General features: G+C 53.9%; 22 protein-coding genes. 4 read left to right on the top strand and 18 right to left on the bottom strand.

The features are described from left to right. Positions 1–2 precede the first annotated feature (2 nt). Genes ACH5Y9_RS15030 through ACH5Y9_RS15010 form a run of 5 tightly spaced genes read right to left on the bottom strand, consistent with a single transcriptional unit; the run spans position 3 to position 3,210 of the window. On the bottom strand, positions 3–653 hold the full coding sequence (locus ACH5Y9_RS15030; RefSeq protein ID WP_445366654.1) for a DUF3047 domain-containing protein: 651 nt from the start codon (positions 651–653) through the stop codon (positions 3–5). An 8-nt stretch (positions 654–661) separates the two neighbouring features. Beyond that, positions 662–1,219, bottom strand: a complete 558-nt coding sequence (locus ACH5Y9_RS15025) for an HvfX family Cu-binding RiPP maturation protein (RefSeq protein WP_445366653.1) — start codon at positions 1,217–1,219, stop codon at positions 662–664. Positions 1,220–1,236: 17 nt separating this feature from the next. Then, the gene (locus tag ACH5Y9_RS15020; protein WP_445366652.1) at positions 1,237–1,998 is read right to left on the bottom strand and encodes an HvfC family RiPP maturation protein; all 762 of its coding nucleotides are present in this window, start codon (positions 1,996–1,998) and stop codon (positions 1,237–1,239) included. Further along, positions 1,995–2,867 (bottom strand): HvfB family MNIO-type RiPP peptide maturase, encoded by an 873-nt coding sequence (locus ACH5Y9_RS15015; RefSeq protein ID WP_445366651.1) that lies wholly within the window; start codon positions 2,865–2,867, stop codon positions 1,995–1,997. The genes ACH5Y9_RS15020 and ACH5Y9_RS15015 overlap by 4 nt, the downstream gene beginning before the upstream one ends. A 16-nt stretch (positions 2,868–2,883) precedes the next feature. Further along, the gene (locus ACH5Y9_RS15010; RefSeq protein ID WP_445366650.1) at positions 2,884–3,210 is read right to left on the bottom strand and encodes an HvfA family oxazolone/thioamide-modified RiPP metallophore; all 327 of its coding nucleotides are present in this window, start codon (positions 3,208–3,210) and stop codon (positions 2,884–2,886) included. A 222-nt stretch (positions 3,211–3,432) separates the two neighbouring features. On the opposite strand from ACH5Y9_RS15010, the gene ACH5Y9_RS15005 reads away from it, so the two are divergent. The 3 genes from ACH5Y9_RS15005 to ACH5Y9_RS14995 all read left to right on the top strand — a co-directional run bounded on the left by ACH5Y9_RS15005 (position 3,433) and on the right by ACH5Y9_RS14995 (position 7,036). After that, a complete protein-coding gene (locus ACH5Y9_RS15005) occupies positions 3,433–4,329 on the top strand; it encodes an HD-GYP domain-containing protein (protein WP_445366649.1) in 897 nt (298 codons plus the stop codon). Positions 4,330–4,441: 112 nt separating this feature from the next. Further along, positions 4,442–5,758 (top strand): CorA family divalent cation transporter, encoded by a 1,317-nt coding sequence (locus tag ACH5Y9_RS15000; RefSeq protein ID WP_445366648.1) that lies wholly within the window; start codon positions 4,442–4,444, stop codon positions 5,756–5,758. A gap of 69 nt (positions 5,759–5,827) precedes the next feature. Next, on the top strand, positions 5,828–7,036 hold the full coding sequence (locus ACH5Y9_RS14995) for a hypothetical protein (RefSeq protein WP_445366647.1): 1,209 nt from the start codon (positions 5,828–5,830) through the stop codon (positions 7,034–7,036). Positions 7,037–7,130: 94 nt separating this feature from the next. Here the strand turns inward: ACH5Y9_RS14995 and ACH5Y9_RS14990 are convergent, their stop codons facing one another. The 10 genes from ACH5Y9_RS14990 to merT all read right to left on the bottom strand — a co-directional run bounded on the left by ACH5Y9_RS14990 (position 7,131) and on the right by merT (position 15,260). Beyond that, positions 7,131–7,556 carry a cation:proton antiporter domain-containing protein gene (locus ACH5Y9_RS14990; RefSeq protein WP_445366646.1) on the bottom strand — a complete coding sequence of 142 codons (426 nt, stop codon included), beginning with the start codon at positions 7,554–7,556 and terminating at the stop codon, positions 7,131–7,133. A 162-nt stretch (positions 7,557–7,718) separates the two neighbouring features. Then, positions 7,719–7,919: a zf-HC2 domain-containing protein gene (locus ACH5Y9_RS14985; RefSeq protein ID WP_445366645.1), complete on the bottom strand. Its 201-nt coding sequence runs from the start codon at positions 7,917–7,919 to the stop codon at positions 7,719–7,721. Next, on the bottom strand, positions 7,912–8,097 hold the full coding sequence (locus ACH5Y9_RS14980) for a sigma factor-like helix-turn-helix DNA-binding protein (protein WP_445366644.1): 186 nt from the start codon (positions 8,095–8,097) through the stop codon (positions 7,912–7,914). The genes ACH5Y9_RS14985 and ACH5Y9_RS14980 overlap by 8 nt, the downstream gene beginning before the upstream one ends. 90 nt (positions 8,098–8,187) lie before the next feature. Further along, positions 8,188–11,313 (bottom strand): efflux RND transporter permease subunit, encoded by a 3,126-nt coding sequence (locus tag ACH5Y9_RS14975; protein ID WP_445366643.1) that lies wholly within the window; start codon positions 11,311–11,313, stop codon positions 8,188–8,190. Beyond that, positions 11,310–12,599 carry an efflux RND transporter periplasmic adaptor subunit gene (locus tag ACH5Y9_RS14970; protein ID WP_445366642.1) on the bottom strand — a complete coding sequence of 430 codons (1,290 nt, stop codon included), beginning with the start codon at positions 12,597–12,599 and terminating at the stop codon, positions 11,310–11,312. The genes ACH5Y9_RS14975 and ACH5Y9_RS14970 overlap by 4 nt, the downstream gene beginning before the upstream one ends. Next, positions 12,596–13,882 (bottom strand): TolC family protein, encoded by a 1,287-nt coding sequence (locus ACH5Y9_RS14965; protein ID WP_445366641.1) that lies wholly within the window; start codon positions 13,880–13,882, stop codon positions 12,596–12,598. The genes ACH5Y9_RS14970 and ACH5Y9_RS14965 overlap by 4 nt, the downstream gene beginning before the upstream one ends. 132 nt (positions 13,883–14,014) lie before the next feature. After that, positions 14,015–14,368, bottom strand: coding sequence for a hypothetical protein (locus tag ACH5Y9_RS14960; RefSeq protein WP_445366640.1), 354 nt, complete (start codon positions 14,366–14,368; stop codon positions 14,015–14,017). A gap of 26 nt (positions 14,369–14,394) precedes the next feature. Next, positions 14,395–14,616 carry a GDCCVxC domain-containing (seleno)protein gene (locus ACH5Y9_RS14955; protein ID WP_445366639.1) on the bottom strand — a complete coding sequence of 74 codons (222 nt, stop codon included), beginning with the start codon at positions 14,614–14,616 and terminating at the stop codon, positions 14,395–14,397. Next, the gene (gene merP / locus ACH5Y9_RS14950) at positions 14,613–14,900 is read right to left on the bottom strand and encodes a mercury resistance system periplasmic binding protein MerP (RefSeq protein ID WP_445366638.1); all 288 of its coding nucleotides are present in this window, start codon (positions 14,898–14,900) and stop codon (positions 14,613–14,615) included. Before merP ends, ACH5Y9_RS14955 begins: the two co-directional genes overlap by 4 nt. 9 nt (positions 14,901–14,909) lie before the next feature. After that, entirely contained in the window at positions 14,910–15,260 is a 351-nt protein-coding gene (gene merT, locus ACH5Y9_RS14945) for a mercuric ion transporter MerT (RefSeq protein ID WP_445366637.1), read from the bottom strand. A 65-nt stretch (positions 15,261–15,325) separates the two neighbouring features. Here merT and merR point away from each other — a divergent pair, with 65 nt between their 5' ends. Then, positions 15,326–15,739: an Hg(II)-responsive transcriptional regulator gene (merR, locus tag ACH5Y9_RS14940; RefSeq protein ID WP_445366636.1), complete on the top strand. Its 414-nt coding sequence runs from the start codon at positions 15,326–15,328 to the stop codon at positions 15,737–15,739. Positions 15,740–15,787: 48 nt separating this feature from the next. Here merR and ACH5Y9_RS14935 read toward each other — a convergent pair whose 3' ends face one another. From ACH5Y9_RS14935 to ACH5Y9_RS14925, 3 genes are read right to left on the bottom strand one after another with little or no spacing between them, the layout of a single operon-like run. Next, positions 15,788–15,997 carry a zf-HC2 domain-containing protein gene (locus ACH5Y9_RS14935; protein WP_445366635.1) on the bottom strand — a complete coding sequence of 70 codons (210 nt, stop codon included), beginning with the start codon at positions 15,995–15,997 and terminating at the stop codon, positions 15,788–15,790. Continuing rightward, entirely contained in the window at positions 15,990–16,595 is a 606-nt protein-coding gene (locus ACH5Y9_RS14930) for a sigma-70 family RNA polymerase sigma factor (RefSeq protein ID WP_445366634.1), read from the bottom strand. The genes ACH5Y9_RS14935 and ACH5Y9_RS14930 overlap by 8 nt, the downstream gene beginning before the upstream one ends. 8 nt (positions 16,596–16,603) lie before the next feature. Continuing rightward, positions 16,604–17,647 carry a methyltransferase domain-containing protein gene (locus tag ACH5Y9_RS14925; RefSeq protein WP_445366633.1) on the bottom strand — a complete coding sequence of 348 codons (1,044 nt, stop codon included), beginning with the start codon at positions 17,645–17,647 and terminating at the stop codon, positions 16,604–16,606.

Genomic DNA, 17,647 nt, shown 5'->3' with positions numbered 1-17,647 from the left:
GCTTAATCCTTGGAAAACCAGATATCGCCATAAGCGGCGCCAGCCTGTCCGCCGCTGTTGTCGGTATCGGTCATGATGGCGACGGCATCGATAGTGGTGATGTCTTCACCCAATAGTTGTTTGAAATCGGCTTTGATATTGCGCTTTTCGGTATGCCAGACGTTCAGCGATGCTTCCGGGCCGCGTAAAGCCAGCATCATCGCATGATCGCCGGCAAAGGCATTGGGCCAGACGCTGTCCTTTTTGCTGTTACCAGCCCAGACATAATTGATGGCCTTGGTTTGCCAAAACGCCAGACCACCCTTAACTACCACATACACCCGTGCCGCGTAATCGTCGCCGGCCTTGCTTTGTTCATTCAAGCCGGTCAAACGATTGCCGATACGCCACGACCAGTTCAGGAATGGCGTTTGGGTTAGATCGATGCGTTGCTCCTTGAACATGCCGGAACCAGCGGCATGACTATCGGCCGTCAGTACCGTCACGCCGTCGAGTGCTTGCAACCGATACTGCGTTTCGCCTTTGAAGCTTTTATGTTCCCAACCCTCCAGGCGATTTTGGCTGAACTCGCCGATAGGCAGTTTAGTATCTGCGACCGCTACGTGATGCAGTGGTAATATCGTTAATAAAACCCACCAAACAATTTTCATCATTCACCCGTTTAGATTAAGGACGCGCGTGGTTTCAACCAGACATCGACAGCCAAGCGGCCGCTACCACTCAATAGCAAAGAACTGAGCATGAACAAATAACCCAACGGCAGCTTGTAATTGCCATAACCTTGATCGGTGATGGCATAGCCTTTCCATAATTCGGCCAATGTGTGCCATTCGGCGGGCCAATGTACGGCCGCGATGGCCACCACGGTCAACACCATTAGCGCCGCGCTGAAAAAGCGGGTCATGAATCCCAATATCAATGCAATCGGAGCGATGATTTCCAAGCCGGTGGCCAAGGTCCAGCTAAAATCCGTAGGCAATAAGCTGAACGGAAATGGGAAGCTCAAATCGGCAAACCAGTTGTCGCCATGGAGTTTTTCCAGACCGGCTTCGCCGAATTCGTAAGCTAACAATACACGCGGAAAAATCGGCGCCAAGCCATGCAGGTTATGATCGAACCAGCGAGAAAGCTGGCCGGGCGTGGTGCATATCTGCTCGATGCAGGCTGGAATCAGGCAGGCTGTGCAAGAGTTTTGGGCGGATTTAACGAGGTCGTTCATGATTGAGGCTCCAAAGTTCAAACCAGGCGAACGTCGATGATCGCGCCCTGGCTATGCAGATCGGTCAGAATGCACTGACCGAAGTGGGTTAATTCTAAAAACTGTGCGTCCGAGAGGTCGCCGCCGCTCATTGCCTGTAAGGCCTGTTGCCCGGTCAAGCCGTTATTTAACAGCAGGATCAGCTTCGCCGTGGCCGGGTTTAGGGTTACAAATTGCACTTGATCCTCGCTATCGCGAAAACCCAGGATATGAGTAGCCGTTTCGGGCGGTTCATTCGGCAGAAAGTTTGGACCGATGTCCTGCACCGGCCACTGGTAGTGCAGCAATTGCATGACCGGTGCAAACACGGGGATATTGGTCAGTAATTCGGTATCGGACAACTGCTTTCGCGTCACCGGTTCGGACTCGGCAATCGACAACTGCAACTCAATCCATTCGAAATGCGCCAGTTCGGCCAAAAATGCCCTGTCATTGGTCGGTTGACGCTCCTGTTGCAGATACTGCACAAACTCATCGGGAATCTGCCGATAATAGGGTGTCAGGCAGCGATGTTTGGCGATGAAATCCAGCAGCAACGCCCGCCAGTCATCTTTGGATAATATGCTGTAGATGACCGGAAAACAGGCCGTTAGGCTCTCGTCGAATTTGTTGTAGAGCAGATCGACATACACGGCCATTCGCTCAGGGACAAAACCCGCAGGTAACAGGGCTGCTTGTGGTTGACGCAAGTAATTCAGAAATTGCCTTTGCTGTTGTTGAAATGCGGGTGTCGGGTTCATGCCGCCACCTCGCTGGTGTCATATGCGCTGTGGCAATGCTGATGATTCTTTTGCAAAGCACGAATCCGTTCCACTTCAGTCAGTAACTCCGATATGGGCGGAATGTTACTGTCGCGTTCCACCAAGGTCGGAAACACACCAAAACTCCGATAGGCCTCGGCCAGCAAGCCCCATACCGGTTCGATGGTGTTCTGGCCGTGGGTGTCGATGATCAAGCCGGAAGGTTCCAGGTCGTGACCGGCTACATGGCTGTAAACAATACGCTCGCCGGGTAACCCCCGTAAAAACGCCACCGGATCGTAGCCGTGATTGACGCTGTTGACGTAGATGTTGTTGACATCCAGGTGCAGATAACAGTCGGCTTCGCTCAGTACCGCATTGATGAATGTCAATTCGTCCATTTCCGCCCGTGGCGGCTGCACATAGTAAGAGGCATTTTCCAGGGCGATGCGCCGTTCCAGAATATCCTGCGTCCGGCGAATACGGTCGGCCACATGTTTTACCGCCTGCTCCGTAAAAGGGATAGGGTATAAGTCATAAAAATGCCCTTCGTCGCTGCAAAAACTCAAGTGCTCGGTGTACAGGGCAAAATCGTGATGATCGAGAAACTGTTTCAGTTCGCTTAAAAACACCGTATCGAGCGGCGCGGGGCCGCCCAACGACAAGGCCAAACCGTGCGCCACAAAACGGTGACGCTCGGTCAGTCTGCGGAATTGCTTGCCGAGATGACCGCCAACGCCCACCCAGTTTTCCGGTGATACTTCGAAAAAGTCTATGCTGTCCGGTACGTCGGCTTGCAACGCTGGCAATAGTGCCCGCCGCAAACCTAAACCGGAACCCGTGAGACCGAAAGAATTGGAAGTGGTCATCGGTGGTCCCCCTGGCTTATTTCGCTGTTTTACCGCTGCAACCACCTTCAGGCATCTTGGCGCTACAGCCGGCTTCCGGCATTTTGGCACTGCAACCGCCCTCGGCGCCTTTCATATCTTTCATTTTGTTGGCGCCACATTTGCCTTCGCCGCATTTACCTTCCTTCATCTTGGCGCTGCAACCTGCTTCGGCAGATTTGCCGTCAGCCGCCGCCAATTGTTGAGCAGGATTGATGTTGGACATCGCAAACGGATTTTCGCCGGCTTGAATCGCGGGCGCCGCGCTCAGTAAAGTGGAAGCCAACGCGCTGCTCAAAGTCAAAGATAAGGTTTTTTTGTTCATGGTGTTCTCTCCAGTGGGTTGATGAATGATCAGGACAAGCAACAATGCCTTCCTGCCCCATCAGTCGGAGTCAGTTTGAATTCCTTACAAATTTTTTCGGCCTATCGACACATGATTCAGCCCAAAAAAAACTTCAAATAGCGCTGTAAGGAAATACTGTCAATTTGCGACTTAATCAGTGGTCAAGTCCGCATCCATTGATTTATCCAATAAGAGCAAGCTATGAAAAATACCCATACTCAGGATTTACTGCACACGCTCTACAGCATGGCGTTTCTGGTTGAAGCCCGCGATCCTTATACCGGCGGGCATTTATGGCGGGTGTCGCAGTATTCGACGCGATTGGCTTTGACGTGTGGGTTTTCCAAACAGGACGCTGTCATTGCAGGCCTGGGCGGCTTTTTACATGACTTGGGCAAAGTCGGCGTGCCGGACAGCATTCTTAATAATCCCGGTAAACTCAGCGATGCGGAATATGCCGTGATGAAAACTCATCCTGCTTTGGGCGCTCAAGTGTTACAAGGACATCCCTTGGCGCCGTTGGCGATGGATGCGATATTGGGACATCATGAACGCATTGATGGCCTGGGTTATCCATCCGGGTTGCTCGGCAAGAAAATTGCGGAATCTGCGCGTATCGTTGGGATTGCCGATGCCTTTGATGCGATGACCAGCACGCGGCCTTATCGCAAGGGTATGCCGGTGGCAGCGGCCATCGAACAGATGGAGGTGAATCTGGACCAGCAATTTGATCTGCATTTCGGCCGCCGTTTCATCGAGTTGGCACAATCCAATGAACTGGATGGCATTATCGGTCACAGTGATACCGGTATTCCGATGCGCGAATGCCCGATGTGCGGCCCGGTTGTAGTCGTGCATAGACACCAGAAAGTCGGCGACAAGGTGTTTTGCCGGGTATGCGGCAACGGCTTTGCGCTGGAAAAACAGCAAGGCAAACTGGCGCTCAAGCCGACGATGCAAAAAGGCAGCGCCGAAGATTTACAAGCCCTGATCGATCATGATTTGCTGGCAAGATTGCTGGAGGAATCGCTGCCGTATTTGCCGGTCGTTGGCGACAGCGGCAAAAGCTGGCTGCGGCGTTTACGCAGTTGGTTATGATGTATCAAATACATATCAACGATGATTTGATTAACTCCTTGATGGGGATTGTTACGTTGGTAACTTATAATGGTTGAAGTTATGTCAACAAATTCGGGTCAGTACAATTGCCATGTCCCTAGAAAAAATTCAGGAGCTACTCAACAAACATAAACTGGTGGAGGGCATGGTTCATAGCCAACATACGCCGCGCCAAGACATCGTCGAGACCCTGGTTCATCGCCAGCACTTGGCTGAAATTGAGTCCCTATTGAAAAGACTGCCTGCTGGTGAGATTGCCGCTATCCTTGAGGCTTTACCGATTGATGATGCAATACTGCTTTGGCAGAAAATGCCTGACGAACGAAAAAACGACATTCTTTGGGAAGTCTCGGACGCTATTCGTGAACAGGTTGCGGGAATTCAGGAACCTGATTTCTCCGACAGCCAGATCAATGCCTTTGAACTCGTTAATGGTCGGCTTCGACAGGTTACGGTGACCTGCCGCAAAGACCTGGACGGTTTTCAACCGATTTGGATCGATCTGCTCAGTACCAACCCGGCGGAGCGTGTGTATGTTGGCCGGCATTTCGGACTGGAATTACCCGATCCGGGTGATGAAACCGATCTTGAGGTCAGTACACGGTTTCACGTCAAAGAGAATGACGATATTCATCTTCACTCGAATTTTTTACTCGATAAATACGATCATTCGCGTAGCGTTCCGGTAGCCTTCATTCTGCATGAAGGCACTTTGTTTTCACTGCGCAATGAAGAATTACCCGTCTTTCGCTTGCAACGCCAACGTGCCCGTACTCGCCCTGGCTATGTCACCGATAATCTTGATTTGTTGATCGATCTTTACGGCGCCGATGTGGAATATTCGGCTGACTCCCTTGAAGACATTTACAGGACGCTCAGCAAAGTAGGTAAACAAGTCTTAAGTGAAAAGATGTCCGATCAGGAAGCGGCGACTGTTCTGGCCGAAATTGCCGAGGTAGAAGATTTGAATGGTCAAATCCGCAGCAATATTTTGGACACACAACGCGCGCTGGGTTTCTTGATGCAAAGCAGAATTCTTTCCAAAAGACAGGTGAATGACATCAAGCCGATTCTGCGTAATATCGAGTCATTGAATAGTCATACCGCTTTTTTGTTCGACAAGATCAATTTTTTGATGGATGCGACGATTGGTTTTATTAATATCAACCAAAATGGTCGCGTTAATCAGCTAACCGTGCTGGGTGTGGTGTTCATGCCCATCAATATACTGGCGGGTATTGGCGGTATGTCGGAGTTTTCCATGATGACCGAGAGCATTCCCTGGCCTTATGCCTACGGCGCTTTCATTGTGGGCATGACTTTAATCGGATGGGGTACTTTCGTCGGGCTGAAGCATTTCGAGAGTAAAAAGGTAAAACAAGCGGCTAATGGTAAATTACGCAAATAGTCCCGCGCCGGTAAGACGGCATGCGAAACCACAGGATCGACTCAATTCACCTCAAAACGGAATTCGGCAATGACAGAACAGAGCCTGCGGGCGACCTGCACGAAAAAATCACTGCGTGTGATGCTGTTATCCAGCCTGCTGGGGCTGCAAGCCTGCGTCTCGCCATCTGCGCTGGATTATGCGGTAATTGGTTATGACCAAGCGACCTCTGACATTCTTTCTGAATTGCTGTTACTCAATATTGCTCGTGCGCATCAGCATCAACCCTTACATTTTACGGGGGTGTCGAATATCGCCGCCACCTTTAATTTCCAATTCAATGCAGGTGCCACCCCGGCAGTGACTGGCCCAACCGGATCGTTGATAACCCCAATATTTGGCGGTTCGGTTTCTGAAAATCCAACGATTAGCATCGTGCCGATGGAAGGCGAGGAATTTACCAAACGTTTATTAACGCCTTTTCAGGAAAGCAAACTCACAATGTTACTGCGGCAAGGCGCAGATGTTGACCTTATTCTCCGGTTACTTGCGGGCGAATTGCGTATCGAAAACGATCATCAAGATAGGGTTTACAATAACAAGCCATCTGATAAGGATGGCTATCGATTATTTCGACAAGTTGTGTCCCATCTTTCATCGATTCAGGATCGTAATGCTTTATTCGTAGAACCCTTGCTGTTTGATGCCAACTGGGAATTAGCTGCGGACGCTCTGCCACCGGAGCGGTTGGTTGAACTGCAAAAGACCTTCAAGGTTGTCTATGACGCTGAAAATCGCCAGTTGAAGCTGAGCAAACGGGTTACCGGACACATTATTTTGACCAATTACGACCCTCAGTCATTGAGCAACGAGGAGCGTATTAAGCTCAACGAAGAAGCCGATAATGGCGCCAGTAATGACGTGATGGTCGATATTCGTTCTGGCTATCCAGGTGGCGAAGTGCCAATACATGGTTTTTTCCGTTTGCGCAGTTTTTACAGTATCGTGAATTTCATCGGTCGCGACATCAAAGACGAACCTGAATTTAACGTGGATAAAGACCCGCGCTCACCTTTTGTTAGCGAAAATCCGATTCATACCCTAGAGGTATTGGTATCAGAGTCTAAGCCCGACGATGTGGATATGAGCGTAAAGTACGGCGGATTGCATTATGCGATTAAGCCGGAAGTAGGCTATCAATGGAATCGTGAGAGTTTTCGCTTACTACATCAGATATTCCAAATGACCATGACAGAGTTGTCACAACAGGGCGCACCAGAAATTACCATCTCCAAATAGTCACAGTTTCTGGCAACGCTGTCCGAGGATAGGAATAAATTTAAAAACAACCTTATGAGTATTGCTCATTGATACTGGTATTTTGCTGTCTCAATCATTCGGCAAGAACAGGAAATAGCAATACGGAAATCATGCCGGCACCGACTAGAACCGCAGCGCGATCAGGAGCCATAAGGCCGGACGAGACACCTATTTCTGAAATGATGACGATCATGGGTAGGCCTGTAGCAGAATAAAGCGCAAAGGGCAACCTGTCGTTTGGTGCTAAAGCTTGGATGTAAAGGAGTACCGGTACGCCACGAATTAGAATCAGCAAACCCAATAGACAGATGATCTGGACCGGAACCAACGGGTTTGCCCAAAGTGCACTGATGTCAAATTTCATGCCGGCGACAATAAAGAAGATAGGAATTAAAAAGCCATAGCCGACGGCATCCAGTTTCTGCCGGAGAATTACGCCGCCTTTCCCTTTGTTGGCAAGGCTCACCACCATGCCGGCCGCAAAGCCGCCAACCACCACATGCTGTTCCCAAACTGGAGTTTTGGAACCAGGAAGGGCCGTGTCCTGGTAGCTACGCTGCTAAAAATCATCATACAAGGGTGGGGCGGTTTTGTACCCACGCAGATTGGAATGGTGGGCGAATTTGCCAACCCTACGCCTGCGCTAACCTGTTTCAAGGGCCTACCACTCCCCATCCAAGCGCTTTTGCAACTGTTCGATATAGCCATGCGCCGCTTTACGGATAAACTGGCTCTGACTTTGGAAATTACGGCAGCGGGAGCACATCATCACGTGCAGTTTGATCGACAAACGTTCGCCTAAACTGAGCTGTTTGTCCAAACCCTGTGACACCAGGGCGGTAATATCGCGACAACTACGCATGACAAATCTCCTTTTTGGTTTTCGATTGATTGAACCAGCGGATTTCCAGGCATTCGCGCAGCCGCAATCGGGCTCTATGCATGGTGACCCAGTAATTGGCGTCGCTTAGGCCCGTTTCCCGGCAGACTTCCTCGGCTTCCAGACCGACCAACTCACGCAGCATGAATACCTTGGCCATTGGCTGTAACGTAAAGGCGTAGATAGATGACGCAAGGACAAGCGGCGACGCCTGTGATGAGATTGCCTAACCAAGAAATGGGTTGATTCGTTATTTTTTAGGCGTTCGACCGCGCATTAAGCGATACGCCGCCGGAATGACCAACAATGAGAGAAGCGGCGCCGTGACCATGCCGCCGAGCATCGGCGCGGCAATCCGGCTCATCACTTCGCTGCCGCTACCGCTGCCCCATAAAATCGGCAACAAGCCGGCGATGATCACCGCCACGGTCATCGCTTTGGGCCGTACTCGCAGCACTGCGCCCTCTCTGATGGCCGCCAATAAATCCGCTTCGCTGTGCTGACCGTTTGCCATGCGTTCAGCCCAGGCCTGCTTCAGGTACAGCAGCATGATCACGCCAAACTCGGCAGAAATCCCGGCCAGCGCAATAAAACCCACCCCGGTGGCCACTGATAAATTAAACCCCATCAGGTATAAAAACCAGACGCCGCCGATCAACGCAAACGGCAGCGTGACCATGATCAGCAGGGCTTCATCAAACGCGGAAAAGGTCAAATAGAGCAGGACAAAGATAATCAGCAATGTCGCCGGCACCACCAGTGCCAAACCGGCATTGGCACGCTCCAGAAACTCGAATTGTCCTGAATAACTCAGCGTAATGCCGGGTGTCAGTTTGACGTCGTGTAACACGGCAGCCCTAAGATCATCGACGACAGAAGCCAGATCGCGACCGCGCACATCGATATACACCCAGCCGCTGGGGCGGGCGTTCTCGCTTTTCAGCATCGGCGGCCCGTCGTTGACCTGAATCCGCGCCACCATGCCCAGCGTGATCTGGCTGCCGGTTGCGGTGATAATGGGGAGTTGTCGCAAACGTTCCAGCGTATCGCGCCATTCGCGCGGATAACGCAGGTTTATCGGATAGCGGGCCAGCCCTTCCACGGTTTCACCGATATTGTCGCCGCCGATCAAACCGGCCACCACTGCTTGCAGTTCGGCGATACTCAGACCATAACGGGCCGCCGCCGTGCGGTCGATGTCAATATCGATATAGCGTCCGCCGCCGAGTCGCTCCGCCAGCGCCGACGACACGCCGGCCACCTGTTTGGACACCCGTTCCACTTGTTGAGCGACCCGGTCGATGTCGTCTAAATGGCTGCCGGTAATCTTGACGCCGATCGGGCTTTTGATGCCGGTGGCCAGCATGTCGATGCGATTGCGGATCGGCGGAATCCAGATATTGGTCAGTCCCGGTACTTTGACGGCTTTATCCAGTGCCTCAACCAGTTTCTCCGGCGTCATATCCGGCCGCCATGCGCTACGCGGCTTAAACTGGATGGTGGTTTCGAACATTTCCAGCGGCGCCGGATCGGTGGCCGTTTCGGCCCGGCCCACTTTGCCGTAGACGCGTTCAACTTCGGGTACGGTTTTGATCATGCGATCGGTTTGCTGCAACACTTCACCGACTTTTTGCGCGGACAGCCCAGGCAAGGCGCTGGGCATATACAGTAAATCGCCTTCGTCCAGCGGCGGCAGGAATTCGCCGCCGAGTTGACTGGCCGGCCACAGTGCGGTCAAAAACAGCAGGGCAGCCACCGCCAGTGTGGATTTGGGTTTCTGCAGGACGGCATTCAATAGTGGCTGGTAAGCCTTGATCAGCCAGCGATTCAAAGGATTGTCGGCTTCGCTCGGCAGCCTGCCGCGTATCCAATAGCCCATCAGGATAGGAATCAGCGTCACCGACAGCCCTGCCGATGCGGCCATCGCATAGGTTTTGGTAAACGCCAGCGGGCTGAACAACCGTCCTTCCTGCGCTTCCAGCGTGAACACCGGCAAGAATGACAGGGTGATAATCAGTAAGGAAAAAAACAGCGCCGGGCCGACTTCGACCGCCGCTTCAGTCATCACCTGCCAATGTGCCTCGCCTGCGAGTTCCTGATCGGGATGATCATGCTGCCAACGCTCAATTTTTTTGTGCGCGTTTTCGATCATCACCACGGCGGCATCGACCATCGCCCCCACCGCAATGGCGATGCCGCCCAGCGACATGATGTTGGCGTTGATGCCTTGATAGCGCATGAGGGCAAACGCCGTCAGCACCCCCAGCGGCAAGGCGATGATCGCTACCAGCGATGAACGCAGATGCCAAAGGAATACCGCGCAAACCAGCGCCACCACGATAAATTCCTCAACCAGTTTATGACTGAGATTTTCGACCGCTCGATCGATGAGCTTGCCGCGGTCATAGGTGGTGACGATTTCCACGCCGTTGGGCAGGCTGGCTTTCAAGGCATCCAGTTTCTGCTTCACCGCCGCGATGGTTGCGCGGGCGTTTTTGCCGGAACGCAGAATGATCACCCCGCCCACGCTTTCGCCTTCGCCATCCAGTTCGACGATGCCGCGACGCATTTGCGGGCCGATCTGGATATGCGCCACGTCGTTCAGCAACACCGGCACGCCGTCCGCCAGCTTGATGACTATCGATTTAAAATCGTCAATATTTTTCAAGTACGCGCTGGAACGCACCATCATGTCCGCTTCGCCCAGTTCCAGGACCGCCCCGCCAGTCTCGGCATTGGATTGATTGATGGCTGCACTGATCTGCTGCTGATTGATATTCAGATTGGCCATTTTAATGGGATCCAGCACCACCTGATATTGTTTAACCATGCCGCCGACCGTGGCGACTTCGGCGACATTGGGCAGCGTTTTCAGCTCGTATTTCAGAAACCAGTCCTGCAACGAGCGCAGCTGGGCCAGATCATGCCGACCGGTCCGATCAATTAGCGCGTATTGATAAATCCAGCCCACGCCGGTGGCGTCCGGCCCCAGGTTGGCGCGCGCCGTGGCGGGTAACCGGCTTTGCGCCTGATTCAGATACTCCAGCACCCGCGAACGCGCCCAATACAAGTCAGTCCCGTCTTCAAACAACACATAGACAAAGCTGTCGCCGAAAAAGGAAAAACCCCGTACCGTTTTGGCGCCCGGCACCGACAACATGGTGGTCGCCAACGGATAAGTCACCTGGTTTTCGACCACTTGCGGCGCCTGTCCGGTGTAACTGGTGCGAATGATGACTTGCACGTCCGACAAATCCGGCAAGGCATCGATAGCCGTGGTCTTGACCGACCACACGCCCCAGGCTGCAATAAACAGCGTACCCAGCAACACCAGAAAACGGTTGCCGACCGACCAGCGTATCAATGCGGCGATCATGGCGCACCGTCCGTGCCATGACTGTGCTCCGACACGAGTGAACGCGCTTCGATACCGTTGAGACTGGCTTCAGAATCGATCAAGAACTGACCGCTGGCGACAAGCTGCTGACCTTCTTCAAGCCCGCTGACGATTTGCGTCCGGTCGCCGATCTCGTGGCCGACGCTGACTTCAAGCGGTGAAAAACGCCCATGCTCGCCGGCCAGCATCACTAGCGTGCGTTTGCCGGTTCGGATCAGGGCTTCGGTCGGCACGGTCAGTGCCGTTTCCTGGCTGACACCGCTCAGCCTGACTTGCGCCGACTGACCGGGCCGCAGTTGCAGCCGGGGATTTTTCAGTTCTATCCTGACCCGGATGCTGCGACTGCTTTCGTTTAACGCCGGCAAAATCGTCGACACCTGAGCGTCGATAGCATGTTCAGGGAATGCGCCCAGCCTCACCTCGGCGCGATTGCCGATGCGGGCCACATCCACTTGCGCTTCAGGCACGGCAACATCCAGCCAGACGCTGGACAAGCCATTGATCCGCGCCAGGGTTTGACCGTTCATCAGCGTCATGCCGTTGCGCACCTCCAGCAACTGGACAACACCGGCGATGGGCGCGCTGATCGTGTAATGCGACTGAACCATGCCGGATTTTTCCAGTTGTCGGATCAGGCTATCCGGCATACCCAGCAACTGCAAGCGTTCGCGAGCCGCGCTCAGCAACGCAGGGTCGGCAAGGCCGCGCACCGCCAGCAGTTCCTGTTGCGCCGCCGCCCATTCGGGCGCCAGAATCTCCACCAGCGGCTGGCCGGCCTTGACCATATCGCCAGCCGCCAACGGCCAGACGCGCTCGACAAAGCCGCCGCTGCGAGTCTGCACCACGGCAACATCGCGCTCGTTAAACGCAAGCAGGCCGCTGACATCGATTTGACGGCTCAACGGCAAGCGGGACACCGTTGCCAGACGGATGCCGATGCTGGCCGATACCACAGGATCGATGCTTAATTCGGCGGCTTTTGCTTCGGCTGTATCCGTGGGAGTATCGCCATATTTGGCAATCAGCTCCATATCCATAAAGGGCGATTTGCCGGGCTGGTCGAAGTGCTGCTGCGGCATCATCGGGTCGTACCAGTAAAGGACTTTGCGCGGCTTGTCGGGCGGTGTTGCTTCGGCATGACTGGCGATATGGCCGGTTATTGGCTGGTTGTTGCGCAGGGCCAGCCACCAGCCCATGCCGCCACCCAGCGTCAGCAATAGACAGGCCAGCATTGAGAGGATCAGTGGTTTATTCAGCGCTTTCATGGTTGCGGCTCCGCATCTTCCAAGGTTTGTTCGCCGTAGGCGTAGTGCAGACGCGCGGCCACGGATCGGCGTTCGCCTTCCAGCGCAATGGCTTTCAGCTCGGCGTCGATGCGTTCCCGGCGGGCGGCGAGCAGGGTGGGCAAATCGCCCTGATTACCACGCCAGGCAGCCAAGGTCAGCGAGACTTTTTCCTCGGCCAAGGGTATCAATACTTCATGGGCCCGTTTGACGGCATTCGACAGGCGCTGGTGTTCGGCCAGACCGGTTTCCAGCATCGCGGTGTGTTCCTGCAAGGCCGCCTGGCGTTCGGCAGCCAACGCATTACGTTCTAATAATTTGGCCTCCAGCTTCGGCTGTTGCCGGGAACCTGAAAAGACCGGCAAATCGACGCTTACCTGTAACGACACCAGGTCGCTATAGGCCGAACCCCGCCGCTGATAGGCCAAAGACAGTGCCCAATCGGGGATTTTATCCGCTTTGGCTTCGTCCAGCTCGGCATCCAGCACCCGGTTTTTAGGATCGAACAAATCCAGTTCGGGATGACGATGCAAACCATGCGACAAGGCTTCGCGATTGATCGGCCAGTCGGGCGCCGAGCCAATCAGCGCTTGCGATGCCGCCTCGCCTATCCAGCGTTTCAACTGGGCGACGGCCTGGGCATGACGGCTGTCGAGCTCGTCACGGCGTTCGGCAATCAGCGCGGCTTCCTGGCGCGGCGCCAGCAGTTCGCTCGCCATCCCCGCACCACCGGCAAAGCGTGCCTTGACGACACCTTCAAACAGCCGATTTTCATCCTCTAACCCGGCAATACGGGCAAGCTGGCGCTCGACCGCTTCCCGGCTAATCCAGGCCATGGCGGTTTCCTGCAACACCTGCAAACGCGTGAGCCGGGTTTGCGCTTTCGCCAGTGCAACACGGCCTTCTGCTGCGGCAGTACGGGCGTCGAGCTTGTAGGGGTTGGTAAATGTTTGGCTGACGCCGACGCGCTGCATGGTCATAAAGTCGCGTGACAGGTTAAAGCGGTCGGCGCCTTGTATCGGCAGATTGTCAATGCCCAATGCTAATTGCGGGTCTGGCAGTTCGCCAGCCGGAATCGCCGCCTGACGGGCGGCGTCGGTCTGCGCCTCATTGGCGGTCAGCACCGGCGCTTCACGCAAGGCCAGCGCCAGCGCATTGTCAAAAGACAAGCCGACAGCCATGACTTTGCAAGGCAATACCGCCAACAGCATGGCAAAGCGTGCGCGACGAGCCAAGCCTTGCGCAAAAGGGAATGAAATAAACATGGTCTAATTCCTTGCGACCAATGCCCGTCATTTGCGTGAACAAATGCAGCCATGCACAACAGTCGCTTGAACGATGGTCTTAAACCGTATCGGGCATTTTTGACAATGCGATACGGATGGATGATGTCGGAATTAGATGAGATCGGGCGGTCGCCAAGTGGCGGAAGGGTCGAAACTTAGCGCTGAGCGGCTGTTAAAGAGGGGTAATTGGGTGCCGACAACAGCCGATAACGGCTTGTCGGCATGATTGACCAGGCCAGGACTAGCGGGCTGGCAATCCTGTTCTGCCTTGCAGGGCTTGCCGGTTTTAGCCACGGTATCGGCATCGTTGCAGCAGCTATGCTGGTGATCTGTATCCATATCCATAGACGCCATGTCCATGGTTTCCGCCGGACAAGGGGTTTTGGTCACTACCATGCTGGCGATGCCCTGAAGCGGAATCGCAACGCAGAGTAATGTGATCAGAAACAGGTTTAATAGGCGCATGGCGAAAGTATAGGGGAAACGCCCGCTTACCCGCAACACCCCGAATGCTTGCCATGCGACTGAATCGGCGGGCAAGCGACGCTGCCGTAGGAACAGAACACACAGCAATCGCCGGGTTTCGGTTTTAACAGGGTATGGCAACCCTGACACTCGTAAAACCACTGACAAGCATCGCTGGGCATGGTCTCGGTTTTGCGGTGTCCGCATTCCGGACAGATCAGTGTGGATTCCAAAATAACATTGCTCATGGTGTTATCTCTTTAAGTGTAGCGGGATAGCTGGCGTCGCCGGTAGCACGCAGCAGTGCTTCGACAGTGGTTTTAGCTGCATCGAACTGCACGATGGCCTGACGGCTATCGACGTTGAACGTCATCCCTGTCACACCCGCTATCCGGCTCAGCGCCATTTTTATCGTCAGCGGACAGGCGCCACAACTCATGCCGGGTATCGTGAGTACGGCGGTACGAGATTCGGCCCATACCGGTTGAGTCATGGCGAAACTTATCATCAGCCAGGCAAAGTATCGTTTCATGAGGGCGGCCTAATAAAACCAGGGAAGCAGATAAGGAAAAACCAACGCCAACAGAATCAGCATCGCCACGCACCAAAAGATAACGACCTGTCGTTGACGCATCGGCGGTTGAATGCAGGATTCGCCGGGCTGGCAACAGGGCCTTGCCCGAAATAAGCGTCGTCCGGCCAAAAATAACGCCAGCAGCGAAAAACCGATAAAAATGGGCCTATAGGGTTCCAGCACGGTCAGATTGGCTAGCCAAGCCCCGCTAAAACCCAGCGCCAGTAACAATAACGGCCCCAGGCAACACAGGGATGCCAATACGGCACCCAATCCGCTAACGAATAGAAAGTGACGGCTGTATGAAGATTCGGACATGGATTTTCCTGATTGATCAAGCTGGGGTAAGCTTATTCCCGTAGTCAAGTACGGAGTCAATAGCTATGAACAAAACCGTGGACGGCCTGACGATTGGCGGATTAGCCAAAGCGGCTGGAATTGGTGTGGAAACCATACGGTATTATCAGCGTCGGGCGTTATTGCCCGAGCCAGACAGACCTTTGGGCGGCATCCGCCGTTACAGTACGGCGGACGTTCAGCGGATCGTCTTCATCAAATCTGCGCAACGGCTAGGGTTCAGTTTGGACGAAGTGGTCGATTTGTTAAAACTGGCGGACAGCCGTCATTGTGACGAGGTACGCACACTAGCCGAACATAAACTCGAAGATGTTCAACACCGCATCGCTGAGTTACGCCGTATGGAAACGGCCTTGCAGGAATTGATCGGACGTTGCCAAATCAATCAGAATGAGGCGAGTTGTCCGCTGATTCTGGCGTTGCAGGAAAAACGCCGTTGAAATGCGGCATAGCAAAGCGCCTATTCATCCATCGTCAATATGCAAGTTTCAATCTGACTCAGGTTTTTTAACCAAACGATTTTGTAACTGTTCTGTATAACCATGCGCCGCTTTACGGATAAACTGGCTCTGACTCTGGAAATTGCGGCAGCGCGAGCACATCATCACATGCAAACCAATCGCCAGTCGTTCGCCAACGCTGAGTTTCTTGTCCAAGCCCTGTGACACCAGGGCGGTAATGTCGCGACAACTACGCATGACGATACTCCTTTTTTGCTTTCGATTGATTGAACCAGCGGATTTCCAGGCATTCACGCAGCCGCAATCGGGCTCTATGCATGGTGACCCAGTAATTGGCGTCGCTTAAGCCGGTTTCCCGGCAGACTTCCTCGGCTTCCAGACCGACCAACTCGCGTAACATGAATACCTTGGCCATTCTCGGCGGTAGATTGTTCTGGCAGGTTTCGTAAATGGTCCAAAATTCCTGTTGCTTGAGCGCCGCTTCGGGATCGTTCCAGGTGGTGGGGCCGCCGTTCCAGTGGCCGTTGCTCATGAAAAACGCGTCTTCGTCTGCTTCGTCCTCGCCGTTATCGATTTGATCGAAGTCAGAGGTGGCAACTTCACGGGCGCTACGCCGCCAGTGGTCGGCAATTTTGTGTTTCAAAATACCGATTAGCCAGGTGCGTAACCCAGCCTTGCCTTCGAAGTTTGCCGAGGATTGCCAAGCGGCCAGTAAGGTTTCCTGCACTGCGTCGTCGGCCAGTTCCTTATCCTTCAGTTGCAGCAAGGCATAGCGAAACAGCACCGGCCGATGTTCGGCCATTAGGGCTTCGTTCAGTTGATCGGATGTGTTCATCTCGGCGCTCAACAACATGCACTATCAGCCTTGGCCGATTCGCTGCCTAGCCCTGGCGAGCAATCGAATAAACCGAAATGCCGGGATTTATCACCCAACACTTGAAAATGATCGCTGTAACGGCTGAGAGCCAGCATGTCGGCGCTGTTGCCGCATACTCTTAGCGGCCGGCCGGTCTCGAAATGATGGTGGTCGTCCAGATCGAAACTGTGCGGATGTTGGTCGATAGAGCCTAAATAGACCGCGACTTGGCCGAAGTCCTCGCAACGATCCTCCAAAGGCATTTTGAAGGCGCGGACCGTGACCGAATCGAACTTGACCATGCCGATTTTGGCGAACACCTCGGGGTCGTCGATATTAATGGGGGTTTGTTTGACCTTACGGACATCCGGGCAGCCTAAGTCCTGCAAAATGCGCCGGAAATCTTCCCAATACAGCGCGCCGCCCAAACATTCACCCAGTAATACCCGGTCTTGGCGCAGTTCGGTAGGTATACGGCGGTCGGCAAACACGTCAGAAAAATACAGTTCGCCGCCCGGTTTCAACACCCGGAAGATTTCCGCCAGTACGCGGGGTTTTTCCGGCGACAGGTTGATGACGCAGTTGGAGATCACCACGTCGATGCTGTTATCGGCTATGCCGACGGTGTGCAGGTTTTCGATATGGCCATGCAGGAATTCAACATTCGAAAAACCAAAGCGCTCGGCGTGCCAGTCGCGATGACGTACGGCCACTTCCAGTTGCTCGGGGGTCATATCGACGCCGATTACCCGGCCTGTCGGTCCGACCAGTTTCGACAAAAGATAACAGTCGCGGCCCGTTCCGCAGCCTAAATCCAGCACTGTCTTACCTGCCAGGGCCGGCGACAACGGCGAACCGCAGCCGTAAAAACGTTCCAGCACTTCCGGATGCAATCCGGCCAGTAGCGCTTTTAAATAGCTTGGCATGGCGTCGATGCTGCAACAGGCGCTGGTTTTAAGGTCATCGCTGGATTGTAGAACCTGTCCATAGTAATGGCGGACCGATTCGCTGATTTCGATACTGGTAGTCAT

The organism is Methylomonas sp. BW4-1, assembly GCF_052474385.1.
The sequence above is the reverse complement of the archived record's forward strand: the minus strand, read 5'-3'. Positions and strand labels throughout refer to the sequence as shown.